This window comes from Terriglobus roseus DSM 18391 (assembly GCF_000265425.1).
Lineage (GTDB): Bacteria > Acidobacteriota > Terriglobia > Terriglobales > Acidobacteriaceae > Terriglobus > Terriglobus roseus.
Genome location: NC_018014.1, coordinates 5,032,528 through 5,044,899, shown reverse-complemented (window position 1 = coordinate 5,044,899; position 12,372 = coordinate 5,032,528). Strand labels below are relative to the sequence as shown.

Below are 12,372 nucleotides of genomic sequence, written 5' to 3'. Positions count from 1 at the left end.
TCGAGGGAGTAAGCGCATTTGTGGAGGATATTTTTGACGGAACTGGAAGAAGAATGTATCCGACGAATAGCCGCGGAGAAGATGATCCCGGCAAAGTCCATCACGTTGGACTCCACGCTGGAATCGCTTGCGATCGATTCGCTTGACCGGGTTACGCTGGCCTTTGATCTTGAGGAGAAGTATGGCGTCGAGATCCCTGAGGCGAAGCTGCACCAGATTACGACGGTGCGTGATGTAGCTGTCGCGGTGGAGCAGGCGCTTACGAAGAAGCAGATGACTGCCCGTGGTGTGCACACCGCATGAGACGAGTGGTGCTGACAGGTGCTGGATGTATCACGGCGATTGGGCAGGATGTGGACACGTTCCAGGCGAATCTATTCGCAGGCCTGTCTGGCATCCGCGAGATTGAGGATGTTGCCGCAGGCGAACTTCACTTTACAAAGATGGCGAGTGTGCGGGAGTTTGTGGCCGCGGACTGGTTGATGGCATCGCAGGCGAAACTCGCGGAGCGGTCGGCAAGTTTTGCAATTGCGTCGGCCCGGCAGGCGTTGACTGCGTCGGGGTTGATGCAGGCCTATGCGGGCGATGATGTTGCGGCAGTCTTCGGCTGCTCGACCGGCGGACGCAGCGCCGAGGAGCCCGAGACAGCGAAGTTATACACGCAGGGTGGCCGGGTGCATCCGCTTACAGTGCCGCGATCGATGGCCAGTGCGGGCACGAGCCTGGTGTGCATCGAGCATGGAATTACAGGGCCGGCCTATGCGGTGTCCACGGCGTGTGCTTCGGGCGCGCATGCGCTGGGGCAGGCGTTCCACATGGTTCGGTCGGGGATGGTCGAGGCGGCCATTGCCGGTGGACATGAGGCGCCGCTAACTTACGGATTTTTGAAGAGCTGGGATAGTCTGCACGTTGTTTCGCCGACGTCGTGCAGGCCTTTTGCGGCGGACCGCGATGGCATGACGCTGGGGGAGGGCGCGGCGATGATGACGCTGGAGACGATGGATGCTGCGGTGGCGCGCGGAGCGACGATACTGGCGGAGATTGTGGGTTTTGGCATGTCGTCGGATGGTCACCACATGACGCAGGCAGATCCGGCGGGACCGGCTGCCGCCATGTCGCGTGCGCTGCGTGATGCGCGCGCGACGCCCGCGGAAGTTGGGTATGTCAACGCGCACGGAACGGGTACGGATGTGAACGATCGTGCCGAGGCGGATGCGCTGCATCGGGTATTTGGACAAGGCGCGCGGAAGATTCCGGTGAGTTCGACGAAACGACTGCACGGTCATGCCATGGGTGCATCCGGAGCGATTGAAGCGCTGGCGACTGCACTTGCACTGCGAGACGGTGTACTGCCGGGCAATGGCGAGATTGCGGTGGATGATGCGCTGGATCTGCAGGGGATTTTGCGGGAGAACATGCGTGTCGATGCTTCGCTTGCGCTCTCGAATTCCTTTGCGTTCGGAGGCCTGAACGCCGTGATTGCTTTGAGGAGATTTGTTTCGTGAGAGTGTTTGGCGCGGCGTCACTGCTGCTGATGTGTGGATTCCTGCAGTTATCGACGAATGTGGTGCGCGCGCAGCAGAACGGCATACTTGGTTACTGGAAGGAGCCGGGCGGGTCGGTGATCCATGTTGCTACATGCGGCAAGGATGTCTGCGCGACTTTGGCTGCGATCAGTCCGACGGCGCCGGGACGTGTCGATAACAACAATCCCGATGCGGGGCTTCGAACCCGATCGCTCTGTGGGCTTCGGCTGGGTGAGGGGTTCCAGATGGTGAACCCGACCAAGGCTGAGGATGGCAAGTTATACGATCCGAAGTCCGGCCGAACCTATAACGGCCGGATGGAGAGTCATGGCGATGTCCTTAGCCTTCGGGGCTACGTCGGGATCTCGCTGCTGGGTCGAACAGAGAAGTGGAATCGCACGTCTGAGACTGCTGTTTGTAAGCAGTAAGTTTCGAAGTCTGCGAGTTGCATGTCGGCAACCATCTCAATGTGAGATGGTGCCGATGAGATTGAGATCGATTGCGACGTTGTCTTCTGCTTTCCACATGAGGAAGCTGGGATTCTTGAGCCCCCACTGGACGTACGGGATTACGAAGCGGGACTTTGCCGTGCCATTCTCGTGGTCGATGTGGATCTGCATTGGAATAGTGATGGTGTGCGCTGCGCCCAGAAGTGTGAAGGCTCCGCTGACTTCAATGGTTGAATCGCCGGTGGGATTGATGGTGCCGGTGTAACTGGCGGGCGCGAATGTCACTTCGGTGTATTTGTCTGTCTTCAGAATGTCTTTCTTCATCTTCTTGTCGCGACTGTCATTGCCGGTTTTGCCGGTGATGGCCGCTACGTCGACGTTGCCGGAGATAGTAGTCGCAGTGCGGTCAAAGTTGATGGTGCCCGATTGCAGATGGAACGTTCCGTTCACGATCTCGTGATTGGTCTTGAGCTGCATCTTCACTTCGCTGGTGTCGGGGTTGATGGTGAAAGTCTGATGTTGCGCGTGGAGGGCGGGCGCAATGATGAGGTCGAGTGCGATGGCAGCGAGGATTTTCATAGGTTCTCTCCTGGGCGGATGGAGCCGTTATTCGGCGCGATGGATTGGTTCAGCCAAAGGACGATGGAAGATATGTCCTGGTCGGATAGATACTCGTGGCCGGGCATGTCTGTTTGTGGAATGCCGAAGCGGACGATCTGCGCGAGTTGTTGTATGCGTGCTTCTGGCGTTGCATTAAGGTGTACGTGCTGCCATGGTCCGTCGTGAAGACTGGGTGGAAGCCGCTTGAAGCTGGAAGACCATTTTGCGCGTGTGGCGCCGTCGACTTCGTGGCAGGTTGCGCAGTGGTCGCCGTAGAGAAGCGCGCCTTTATCTGCGTCAGCATTTGCAATCGATGAGGCTGAAAGATGCCAGGCCTGCTCTGCTGCGAGATGGTCGGGGTAGTTTGGGCTCCTTAGGTTTGCGAGGTACTGAACGAGGTCGTCGCCGCGCGTTGCGTCTTGAAACAGGTAGCGATAGGAGGGCATGAAGGAAGCGCGACTTACTTGGTCCGGATCGAAGAAGTGCGCCTTCAACCAGAGCGGGGAGCGGCGACCGCCGACCTGTGAGAGGTCGGGACCCTGCCTGCGGTTTCCGATGAGCGGTGGATTTTGTGCGCGAAGCTCCGCGAGTGTCATGGCTGGACCCCACGTGAGGATATCTGCGGTATTGGGGCGGATGTATTGGGAGTGGCAGTGGATGCATCCCTCGGCGATGTAGACGCGGCGGCCGCGTTCTACTGCGGATGATGGAGAGGCACTCTGGGTGGTGAGATTTTGCGGCAGGTAGAGGCAGAGCGCGCCGATCAGCGCGAGCGATACGACTGTCATTTCTTTGCGATGAGTGCGTGCCAGGCGAAAGAGTGTCGTTCCGAAGATGCAGAGGACTGCAACTGCTACGAACGGGATTGGGACTTGTTTGAGATGCTGGCCCATGCCGATGCCCATTGCGGAGCCGAACCAACCGGCGATGGCGTAGATGAGGCCGGCCTTGCGTGAGCGTTCTGTTGCCGAACCCGACTCTGCGAGAAAGGAAGGGTAGGCGACGAGAGCAACGGAGTAGAGCGACACCCCGATGGGATAGAAGAGGGAAGCGAGGACGACTCGCGCTGGGTCGTGCAGGAGGATGCAGGCAATGGCAAGCGCGAGGACAGCAGAGCATAAGACGAACGCGGTGCCGCGGCGGCGGAGCAGGTAGGCGCTAAGCAGTGCGGCGCCAAGATGAAGACAAGCGTTGGTCCAGAGATGGAGGTTGCCTTCCCACGTGCCGGCTTTGAGGGTGGGCGTGTTCTGGATGATGAAGAAAGCTGCGGAGTCGAGCCACACCAAAGCAGTAAGACCAACCAGGGCGAAAGCAAACGGAATTGCGCTGGCTCGTGTGTTGCGTGTTGGAAGGGAGGGACGCGCATTTGCGCGTTGCGCGACGGCGTACCCAAGCAAGCAAAGTATGGCGGCGGTGAAGGACTGGTGGTGCGGCGACGCAGTGAAGAGCGCAGGTATGTTACAGAAGAAATATCCCAGTCCCGTGCCAAGACCGGCCGCTGCGATGCCGTCATTGGTCCCGACCCACAGATCGAGATTCGAGACGAGCGTTACGGTTAACAGTCCTAAGCCAGCGCCGATGCAGAAAGCAACCGCGATGGCACCGGCGAGATTCAGTCGGAGGATGCTTGCCGATGCAGCCATGCCGCAGAGTAGGAAGGCGATTCCCAGACGCTGTGCCGGTGCGAACCGCCGAAACGCGGCGATCAGGCTGAAGACGATACCGGCGAGTGCCATGGTGGCCATAACAGCTTGCAGGTGGGCGTCTTCGATGCCGAGCTGACCGAGACGGTTGAGGAAGGCGAACTGCGCAAAGATCAGGAAGTAGACATAGGTTATGGCGATGAGGCAGACGGCACGCCAACCTGAGGTAAGTCCTCTAAGTGCTGACATGGCTGAGCCACTTTCTTGTAAGTCCGACGAGTTGCAGAAGTGCAACGGCACCGTCGACGAGGACGACGCTGATCCAGCCCTGCTCGAATTCGCCGGTTGCGATCTTGTAGGCGACGAAGGTTGCGACGAGCCCGCGTGTGATGGAGGTTAAGGTCCAGACGACTTCGAGCTTCTCTTCGGATCCTGGTCGCGCTGCGAGGACTGCCCCGTAGAGGCCCGCGATACCGACCGACAGGACGAAGGTGCCGATGTAAGAGAGGAACGGCAATATTTCTGTAGCCGCATGTAACTTCATCAGCCGAAGAGCCAACTCGGGGGAGGCGATGAGGAGCAGGCCTGTGGATGCGTCGGAGACACCGGTTGCGAGCTGATACGCGATGAGCAGGGAACGTTTCACTGGAGGTCAGGTCCTCTCTGTGGGTGCGTTGGAAGATTCGATTTCGCGAAAGAGGGAGAACGAGTCTTTGAACCAGATAGCTGAGGCGATGAGGATGAGGACGCCGAGGCCTAGTCGAGCAAGGTATAGACCGTCTCGCAGGCTTCCGGGCACCATGGAGAATGCTGGATGGAAGCCCTCGATCCAGCCTGCGTAAAACATGATTGCGACGTATGCGGCGACGCTAAGCTGCCATAAGTAAAACGAATTCTTGCCGGTGAAGATCCAGCCATCATCTTCCATGAGCTGCACTAGAACAAAGATCAACAGGCTGGAGACGAATCCGGCCATGGCTAACAGTGAGTGCGCGACCAGGCCGTCGGTGAATTTGAAGTGGTCGAGTACGCCGGGCAGGAAGAGTGCCCAGCCGGTGGGGATGAGTACGATCCACCAGCAGAGGAATGCGGCACGCCATAGACGCGTGTTGCGGTGCCATTGGAAGGCTGCGTAGTAGGCCGGCGTGAGTGGCATCCATACGAGCAGGCTGGCGAGGCTGACCCACTGGGCGGGTTTGTGGTGACTTACATCCGCGCGGCCAAGCGCAAGGCACAGAAGACACTCGACCGCGAAGATGATCCACGCGTAGCGGATGGTGCGCGACGGTGTCGGTCGCCGCTGTGCGATGCCGAAGGGCAGCAGCAGAAGGATGGCGATGATGACGAGTGTCGACTCAAGCTGGCTGGCTCCGGTTGGGCCGCCGGTGTCTGGATTGATGGGCGGATAGATCATAGGGCTGGATGCGATGTAGATCAGAACGGGTACGAGCAGCAGCAGAATCAGGCCGATTGTTTTGGTGAGTTTGATCCATTTGTTGTGAGCTTCTGTCTGACATTGATGCCAGAAGGATCGAGCCAACAGTGCCCATAGACCGAGGAGCGCCAGCGGGAAGAGGATGCGGGAGTATCCGGTCCAGTCGAGAAAGAGCTTGCCGCTGGTTTGGCCGCTGAGCCAGGAGACGCAGCCGACGGTAAGTGCGGCTGACCAGAGCCAAAGGACCGATGACACCCACGTGGCGGCAGGTTGCCGGCGGCCACCGTATACGTGCAGGAGGAAGGCTACGAGGGGAAGGCTGCACCAGCCGTAGAGTTGCAGATTCATGTGCACCGGCATCCATCGGCCGTAGGTCAGCGGTGCGAGTGCCGTGTTGATGCCGGGAAGCAGCAGCATGGCTGCAAGGATTACGCCAACTACATTTGCGACTACGAGCCAAAGCAAGGCATGCCATACGGCGTGGGCTATCACACGCCTGCCGATGACACCATCCGCAGAGCGCTTCGCCTGCGGCGAAGCTGGCGCTGCGAGCGTAGCGCTAGAGGCGCTCATGGATCCTGCCGTCTCGCATTTCGATCAGGCGTTCGCAGCGGTCGGCAAGGCCGCGATCGTGCGTTGCCATGACGAGTGTGACGCCTTCGTTTGCCACGATCTCGAGAAGCAGATCGAAGACTGTGGCACTGGTGCGTTCGTCGAGTGAGCCCGTCGGTTCATCCGCGAGCAGGATGCGTGGGCGATTCATGAGGGCGCGGCAGAGTGCGGTCCGCTGACGTTCGCCGCCGGAGAGCTTTTGAATCTTTGAACCAAGTCGATGACTGAGGCCGGTGCGATTGGCGAGGTCGTGGAGACGCTCCATTGCCATTGCGCGGCTGGTACCCGCGGCGACGGTTGGGATGAGGCAGTTTTCTTCCAGCGTCAGATCGGGAATGAGGTTGTGAAGCTGAAAGACGAAGCCAACCTCATGGCGCAGTAGAGCGAGCGGACGCTTGCCTTTGTTGATCGGACGTCCGTTCACTTCGATCCGTCCGCGGTCTGCTTCATCAAGGCCACCGAGCAGATGCAGCAGTGTGCTCTTGCCGCAGCCGGATGGGCCGCAAAGGGCGACAGATTCGCCTTCGACACCCAGGAAGTCGACGCCCCTGAGGACGGTGATGGCACCGTCGTCGTAGCCCTTCCAGATGTCATCGGCACGAAGGACCACGCGAGGTACAGAGGTACTTGTGTTGGGAATGATCATTCGAAGCGAAGCGCCTCCACCGCACGGACCCGCATGGCGTAGATGGCGGGGTAGAGAGCGCCTGCGACACCGGTAAGCATGGCCAACACGATTACGGTTGCGACGACAAGAGGCTGAATGGACGTGTCGACATAGCCGTGCAACGCAGGGATGTGGCCGAGGATGATGAGGAAAGTAATGCCGATGACCAGGCCAACGACAGCGCCGAGTACCGATACCAGCGATGACTCACCAAAGATCATCGCTGCGATCTGGCCGTTTGAGAAGCCGTTGACGCGGAGGATTGCGATCTCGCGGATGCGCGTGAAGACGGACATGATCATGGTGTTTGCGACACCAAGGCCGCCGAGCAGAAGGCCGCATCCGCCGACAGCCCATGCTGTTGCTTTCAAGATTTTGAACTGGGAGTAACTTCGCGTGAACTCTTCGTCTTCGAGTGCCACAAGGTTGGGAAAGCTGCGATGCACCATCGATTTCAGTTCAGGTACATCTTCCTTGCGCTGTAACTTAATGGTGATGACGGAGGAGGAGCCCTCCTTATGAAAGAAGGTTTGTGCTGAGGTGAGCGGCATGAAGACGCCGCCATCTTCAAAGCCGTTGGCGGTTTTGATGACGCCGATGACGTGAAAGGCGCCGTGTCCGATCTGGACGGTGTTGCCGACGGACGCGTTCATGAATTCGGCGGCACGCTGGCCCAGGACTACGTCATTTTCCTGATGCCCGAAGTCTTTGCGATCGCCCTGCATCCATGTGGCTTTTCGCAGCCGGGCGTCATTTTTTGTGATGCCGAAGCAGGTGATGATCGGGTGATCGCTGCTGGAGACGATGCCGAAGAGCACGGGGTCAGCGTGCTGCACGATGGACCAGGAGGCGATGGTCTTTGCCGCTTCGGATGGAACGCTGCTGAAGAAGAGGTCTGAGACGTTGCGTTCAAAGACGATGATCTGGCTGTCGCTGGAGAGGATGCCGGAGAACATGGCAACTGCGCCCTGCAGCACCGTCACGATGGTGAGCATGGCTGCAACGCTGAAGGCGATGCCGGCGATGCTGATGAGGGAACGGATGCGGTGACGCAGCAGGTTGGTAAGGATCAGCTTGAGGAAGATCATGCGGCCTCGCCTTCTGACCGGAGATCGGAGAGTTCGAGCAACCGACTGACATCCGTACTGAGTGCCGCGTGTAACTCGCGAAGAAATGCAAGACCGGGCCTGGTGGCGAGCAGGCGATTGAGTGCCTTGTCGCCAATCAGAAGCAGGCGCTTAAGACGCCGCATGGCACCGTCGATACCGATGGCGAGTGCGACGTTCGGACGGTCGAGCAGCAGGTCGCGTGAGGATGTCTTTCCCGTTGCGCTTGTGCTTTCGAGCCGATCCTTCAGATCGTCAACGATCTGATAACTGAGTCCCCAGCATACGGCGATCTTGTCGAGGAGGAGCATGTCGCGTTCTGCGGCTCGACCGAGGATTGCGGGCAGCACGAGTGTCAGCCGTACCAGCGAGACTGTCTTACCGACGGCGGCACGCTCGGTTGTCTGCAGGTCGTGTGGCAGTGCGGCGAAGTGCACATCCATGCTCTGTCCGTTCAGCAGGCCATCGACGCCGAGCGACCGCTCGACGTAGCGCTGTGCTTCTGCCTGTACGGCGGCGGGTGCGGCTGCGATGGATCGAAATGTGAGCGCATAAGCGCGATTCACAAGCGCCAATGCTGCGAGCGTTGCGCCGGCCTCGCCGAACTTGAGGTGGACGCATTCGCGACCGCGGCGTTCAACGGCGTCGTCCATCGATGGCAGATCGTCAAAGATGAGTGAGGCCGTATGAAAGTATTCCAGGCCGATGGCGAGATCGGTCGCAGGCCTCTCTGCGAGGCCATACTCCAGCGCGACGCGGATCAACACGCCCGGTCGGATGAGGCTGCCGGGGTTTCCCAGGATGTATTGCAGTGCCTGCTTGAGTCGCGGCTCCATGGTCGCGGGTAGCGGCAGCAACTCTTGAAACACCCTGCCGAGTTGCGCGTTCTTCAAATCCTTCATAACTCTCTGTTCATGTCCTGTCGCGATGGGAGGAGGGCGGTGGAAGAAGACTCCATCGCGCAAAGCCGCGTGCCGTTTGTGAGACGCGGGTTTTGCTCACTTATCGCACACCATTGCAGGCCAACAGGATGACGATTCGTTCATGGACAAAAAGGCGTGAGTGGAAAGCTTTCACGCTGGCAGGAGCTGCGTGCTACGTTCAGAGCATCCGGTGATTGCATCGATGATGCGAACTCATCCATTCCCAGTGAGATCTCTGAATGACATCTGCTTCCACGCTCAAGGCCGTCCGTCTGATCCATCTGTATTCCGGCATCCTGTTTGCGCCGACAATTCTGTTTTTTGCGATCACCGGTGGGCTGCAGATGTTCAGCTATCACGAGACGACGCGCGGCAGCACTTATGTTCCGCCGCAGATCCTGGTGCATCTGGCGCAGTTGCATAAGAAAGGCACGCTGTACGTTACGCCGAAGCGGCCTGCCCCGGTGGCCGCACCCAAGGCGGACGCACCGACCGCTGAGACAGTAAAGCCCGGACCGGCGCCCGCACCGCCGAAACACAACGCGTTGCCGACAAAGGTCTTCTTTGCGGCGACTGCGATCGCACTGGCGCTGTCGACACTTACGGGCATCGTGATGGCTTGGAAGTATGCTCGCCGGAAGTCTGTGGTGGCGGTGACACTGCTCGCCGGCATTTTGATTCCGGTGGTCCTGCTGCTGCTTTAAGTGGATTGCATTGCAACGCTGTTGAAGATGACGGGATCGTCATTTTCGCGGGCAAGGCTGAGCGGCCGCTTGCAAGTGAAATGACTTACCATGACCCATGAGACTTCTGTTCATCGAAGATGAACCTGAGATTCAGAGTTTCGTCAAACGATCGCTGGAAGAGGCTGGATACCAGGTCCATGCTGCGGACGATGGCGCGACGGCGCTTTCGCTTGCAGCGAAGCACGTCTATGACGGCGTTATTGCCGACCTGAATCTGCCCGATTATGACGGCATTGAACTTATCCGGGAGCTGCGCCGGTCTGGAGTTACTGCGCCGGTTTTAATTCTGTCTGCGCGCCGCTCGGTTGATGATCGCGTCAAAGGATTGGAGCTTGGCGGTGATGATTACCTGACCAAACCGTTTGCCGTGGCGGAGTTATTGGCGCGGATGCGCAACCTGCTGCGACGGAACGCTCCCAACGAAGAGGATGTTACGCGGCTGCGCGTAGCGGACTTGGAACTGGACATGCTGAAGCGAAGGGCGACGCGTGCCGGTGAGGTGCTGAACCTGAGTCCGCAGGAGTTCGGTTTGCTTGAATATCTGTGCCGGCATGCTGGCAGGGTTGTAACCCGGTCGATGCTGCTGGCGGAGGTTTGGGGCATGCATATCCAGCCGGACACGAACGTTGTGGACGTTCACATCTACAGGCTGCGCGGAAAGATTGACGTGGAAGGCCGCGAGCCGCTCATCAAGACATTGCGAGGGATTGGATATGTCCTCAAAAGCAGCTAATCCGGCGATGCGCAGTGCGGCATGGCGCATTTCTCTGTGGGCTACGCTCGCCTTTGCCATTGGCACGATGCTCGTCTTTACGATGCTGCACCGCTTCGTTTCGGATGACATTCAGCGCAGGACGGACGCGTGGTTGTCCGGTGAAGTCGAGGTGCTGAGCGAGGTGGCGCGGCAGACGCCGAAAGACCGGTTGAACGGGCGTGTCGTAAGCGAGATTGCGGAACTAGCGAGCTGGGAGGTTCCGAACCGGCAGAGTTCCAGCAAGGTCGAGAACGACTCAGTGTTCTTTCTGCAGGCAGGGGAGACAGGCCCGGCACGACTCTGGGTTGGGCCGGGAGACGGTACTGCAACGATTGCAGCGCTTCGCTCGCTGAAGTCGATTGTTAACGCACCTTCCGATCTGCATGTGTCGGGTGCGAGCGTGCCGTTTCGCGTAGCGTCGGTCCGGATGGAGGACGGCAGCCACATCTATCTTGGATTGTCCGAGCGGGATGAGTTGCGGGTGCTGCGGAATCTTCGCATTCGTTTTCTTACGCTGTGGCTCTCGATCGTCATCCTGGGTTTTGTGATCGTCTTCTACACGACGCGCCGTATGTTGGGCCAGGTGCGGGAGATGACAGAGGCAGCTTCGCGCATCGGCCAGTCGGACTTACGCAGCAGGGTGCGTAATACGAGGGGCAATGATGAGGTGGGGCACCTGGCCCGGACGCTGAATCATATGCTGGACCGAATCGAGAACACGGTGCACCAGTTGCATGCCATCACTGACTCGCTGGCGCACGATCTGCGGAGTCCTTTGACGGCTGTGCGCGGCAGGCTGGAGACTGCATTGTCGGAAGATCCGCGAGCCGATCAGGCCGAGTCTATCGTTTCGGCCATTGATGAGTTGGACCGGCTTACGGAGTTTTTGAATAAGTCGCTTGATGTTGCAGAGGCGAACGCGGATGCGCTGCGGCTGTCGCGTGAAGCGGTGGATTTGCATCAACTGGTGCGCAGCATGATCGACTTGTACGAGCCCTCAATGAACGAGAGAGGGCTGGCCGTGACGCTGCTAAGTAGCGGCGCCGTGACGATCCTGGCGGATCCGGCACTACTGCACAGGGTGGTTGCGAACCTGCTGGATAACGAGTTGAAACATCTGCCGCCGTGCTGCTCGATCTGGGTGACGGTGGCAACGGACGGCGCGACGGTGACGCTACGCATCGAGGATGATGGCCCGGGTTTTCAGCCGGAGTTACAGCAGCAGTTGTTTACGAAACGTATCAAGGGGCGTGACTCCAAGGGGCATGGCCTTGGCTTGTCGTTTGTCGAGGCCGTTGTGCGTGTGCACGGAGGACAGGTGACTGCGGGGAATCGGTCCGAGGGTGGTGCGCGACTAACATTGACGCTGCCGCTTTGGGAGGCTTCGGAGAGCTGGCCTGCGCAGGTGCTGACGCTGGTCGATGGCTAGACGATGCGTGCCTGCGCAAGATGAAGCATGAGACTGCAGTATGGATCATGTACTGATAGCCCGTGTTGGACTGAGTGCAGTGGGCGCGCTGCAGGGAGTCGCGACGGTTGCGATCGATTGCAACCGTACCCATGCGACGAATCCTGTGTGGGTGGGCCATGCGCGGTTTCATGTGGTGTGGCAGACCAGCACGGAGGTGCTGCTTTCGCTTGTGGGGCTGGCGCTTATCTGGATGGGTGGACCCCAGCAACATGTAGCCTTCTATTTGGCCGCGTTGCTGATCGCACTATCTCCATTGGGCTTTCTGGTTGCGTTTGCCTGTCGACCGCTTTTTCGAGCAACGCTCTCCGACCCGAATGGGATTCCGCCGCTGCGCCTGAAGGTGGCTGGTGCTATTCGATGCTTGGATATGAATCTGGTGGCCGTGCTAGCTGCGCTTGTATGCATTGCCGCACTTACCGGCATCTACCGAAGCTAGTGTT

At 59.1% G+C, this 12,372-nt stretch carries 14 protein-coding genes; 7 read left to right on the top strand and 7 right to left on the bottom strand.

Annotated elements, in window-relative coordinates; genetic code table 11:
* The first annotated feature begins 18 nt into the window (after positions 1 to 18).
* The 3 genes from TERRO_RS20935 to TERRO_RS20925 are packed head-to-tail and all read left to right on the top strand — an operon-like array spanning position 19 to position 1,954.
* Positions 19 to 303 carry an acyl carrier protein gene (locus TERRO_RS20935; RefSeq protein ID WP_342612525.1) on the top strand — a complete coding sequence of 95 codons (285 nt, stop codon included), beginning with the start codon at positions 19 to 21 and terminating at the stop codon, positions 301 to 303.
* Positions 300 to 1,505 (top strand): beta-ketoacyl-[acyl-carrier-protein] synthase family protein, encoded by a 1,206-nt coding sequence (locus TERRO_RS20930; protein ID WP_014787717.1) that lies wholly within the window; start codon positions 300 to 302, stop codon positions 1,503 to 1,505. The genes TERRO_RS20935 and TERRO_RS20930 overlap by 4 nt, the downstream gene beginning before the upstream one ends.
* The gene (locus TERRO_RS20925) at positions 1,502 to 1,954 is read left to right on the top strand and encodes a DUF2147 domain-containing protein (RefSeq protein ID WP_014787716.1); all 453 of its coding nucleotides are present in this window, start codon (positions 1,502 to 1,504) and stop codon (positions 1,952 to 1,954) included. The genes TERRO_RS20930 and TERRO_RS20925 overlap by 4 nt, the downstream gene beginning before the upstream one ends.
* Before the next feature lie 36 nt (positions 1,955 to 1,990).
* On the opposite strand, the gene TERRO_RS20920 is transcribed toward TERRO_RS20925, so the two are convergent.
* From TERRO_RS20920 to TERRO_RS20890, 7 genes are read right to left on the bottom strand one after another with little or no spacing between them, the layout of a single operon-like run.
* Positions 1,991 to 2,554, bottom strand: a complete 564-nt coding sequence (locus TERRO_RS20920; protein ID WP_014787715.1) for a YceI family protein — start codon at positions 2,552 to 2,554, stop codon at positions 1,991 to 1,993.
* A complete protein-coding gene (locus TERRO_RS22495) occupies positions 2,551 to 4,467 on the bottom strand; it encodes a cbb3-type cytochrome c oxidase subunit II (RefSeq protein ID WP_014787714.1) in 1,917 nt (638 codons plus the stop codon). The genes TERRO_RS20920 and TERRO_RS22495 overlap by 4 nt, the downstream gene beginning before the upstream one ends.
* Complete coding sequence (locus TERRO_RS20910) at positions 4,454 to 4,864, bottom strand: hypothetical protein (RefSeq protein ID WP_014787713.1); 411 nt, start codon at positions 4,862 to 4,864, stop codon at positions 4,454 to 4,456. Before TERRO_RS20910 ends, TERRO_RS22495 begins: the two co-directional genes overlap by 14 nt.
* 6 nt (positions 4,865 to 4,870) lie before the next feature.
* Positions 4,871 to 6,226 carry a heme-copper oxidase family protein gene (locus TERRO_RS20905; RefSeq protein ID WP_014787712.1) on the bottom strand — a complete coding sequence of 452 codons (1,356 nt, stop codon included), beginning with the start codon at positions 6,224 to 6,226 and terminating at the stop codon, positions 4,871 to 4,873.
* Positions 6,213 to 6,911 carry an ABC transporter ATP-binding protein gene (locus TERRO_RS20900; protein WP_014787711.1) on the bottom strand — a complete coding sequence of 233 codons (699 nt, stop codon included), beginning with the start codon at positions 6,909 to 6,911 and terminating at the stop codon, positions 6,213 to 6,215. Before TERRO_RS20900 ends, TERRO_RS20905 begins: the two co-directional genes overlap by 14 nt.
* Positions 6,908 to 8,020: an ABC transporter permease gene (locus tag TERRO_RS20895; protein WP_014787710.1), complete on the bottom strand. Its 1,113-nt coding sequence runs from the start codon at positions 8,018 to 8,020 to the stop codon at positions 6,908 to 6,910. The genes TERRO_RS20900 and TERRO_RS20895 overlap by 4 nt, the downstream gene beginning before the upstream one ends.
* Positions 8,017 to 8,940, bottom strand: a complete 924-nt coding sequence (locus TERRO_RS20890) for a polyprenyl synthetase family protein (RefSeq protein ID WP_014787709.1) — start codon at positions 8,938 to 8,940, stop codon at positions 8,017 to 8,019. The genes TERRO_RS20895 and TERRO_RS20890 overlap by 4 nt, the downstream gene beginning before the upstream one ends.
* A gap of 260 nt (positions 8,941 to 9,200) precedes the next feature.
* On the opposite strand from TERRO_RS20890, the gene TERRO_RS20885 reads away from it, so the two are divergent.
* The 4 genes from TERRO_RS20885 to TERRO_RS20870 all read left to right on the top strand — a co-directional run bounded on the left by TERRO_RS20885 (position 9,201) and on the right by TERRO_RS20870 (position 12,368).
* Positions 9,201 to 9,665 carry a hypothetical protein gene (locus TERRO_RS20885; RefSeq protein WP_014787708.1) on the top strand — a complete coding sequence of 155 codons (465 nt, stop codon included), beginning with the start codon at positions 9,201 to 9,203 and terminating at the stop codon, positions 9,663 to 9,665.
* A gap of 97 nt (positions 9,666 to 9,762) precedes the next feature.
* Positions 9,763 to 10,440 carry a response regulator transcription factor gene (locus tag TERRO_RS20880; protein WP_014787707.1) on the top strand — a complete coding sequence of 226 codons (678 nt, stop codon included), beginning with the start codon at positions 9,763 to 9,765 and terminating at the stop codon, positions 10,438 to 10,440.
* The gene (locus TERRO_RS20875; RefSeq protein ID WP_014787706.1) at positions 10,421 to 11,890 is read left to right on the top strand and encodes an ATP-binding protein; all 1,470 of its coding nucleotides are present in this window, start codon (positions 10,421 to 10,423) and stop codon (positions 11,888 to 11,890) included. Before TERRO_RS20880 ends, TERRO_RS20875 begins: the two co-directional genes overlap by 20 nt.
* Before the next feature lie 40 nt (positions 11,891 to 11,930).
* Positions 11,931 to 12,368, top strand: a complete 438-nt coding sequence (locus TERRO_RS20870; protein ID WP_014787705.1) for a hypothetical protein — start codon at positions 11,931 to 11,933, stop codon at positions 12,366 to 12,368.
* Positions 12,369 to 12,372: the final 4 nt, after the last annotated feature.

What these genes read in the sequence shown, in the direction of transcription:
- TERRO_RS20885 (WP_014787708.1), top strand. Translation starts at nt 9,201, where the DNA reads ATGACATCTGCTTCCACGCTCAAGGCCGTCCGTCTGATCCATCTGTAT.
- TERRO_RS20880 (WP_014787707.1), top strand. Translation starts at nt 9,763, where the DNA reads ATGAGACTTCTGTTCATCGAAGATGAACCTGAGATTCAGAGTTTCGTC.
- TERRO_RS20920 (WP_014787715.1), bottom strand. Translation starts at nt 2,554, where the DNA reads ATGAAAATCCTCGCTGCCATCGCACTCGACCTCATCATTGCGCCCGCC.
- TERRO_RS20905 (WP_014787712.1), bottom strand. Translation starts at nt 6,226, where the DNA reads ATGAGCGCCTCTAGCGCTACGCTCGCAGCGCCAGCTTCGCCGCAGGCG.
- TERRO_RS22495 (WP_014787714.1), bottom strand. Translation starts at nt 4,467, where the DNA reads ATGTCAGCACTTAGAGGACTTACCTCAGGTTGGCGTGCCGTCTGCCTC.
- TERRO_RS20895 (WP_014787710.1), bottom strand. Translation starts at nt 8,020, where the DNA reads ATGATCTTCCTCAAGCTGATCCTTACCAACCTGCTGCGTCACCGCATC.
- TERRO_RS20930 (WP_014787717.1), top strand. Translation starts at nt 300, where the DNA reads ATGAGACGAGTGGTGCTGACAGGTGCTGGATGTATCACGGCGATTGGG.
- TERRO_RS20875 (WP_014787706.1), top strand. Translation starts at nt 10,421, where the DNA reads ATGTCCTCAAAAGCAGCTAATCCGGCGATGCGCAGTGCGGCATGGCGC.
- TERRO_RS20870 (WP_014787705.1), top strand. Translation starts at nt 11,931, where the DNA reads ATGGATCATGTACTGATAGCCCGTGTTGGACTGAGTGCAGTGGGCGCG.
- TERRO_RS20890 (WP_014787709.1), bottom strand. Translation starts at nt 8,940, where the DNA reads ATGAAGGATTTGAAGAACGCGCAACTCGGCAGGGTGTTTCAAGAGTTG.
- TERRO_RS20900 (WP_014787711.1), bottom strand. Translation starts at nt 6,911, where the DNA reads ATGATCATTCCCAACACAAGTACCTCTGTACCTCGCGTGGTCCTTCGT.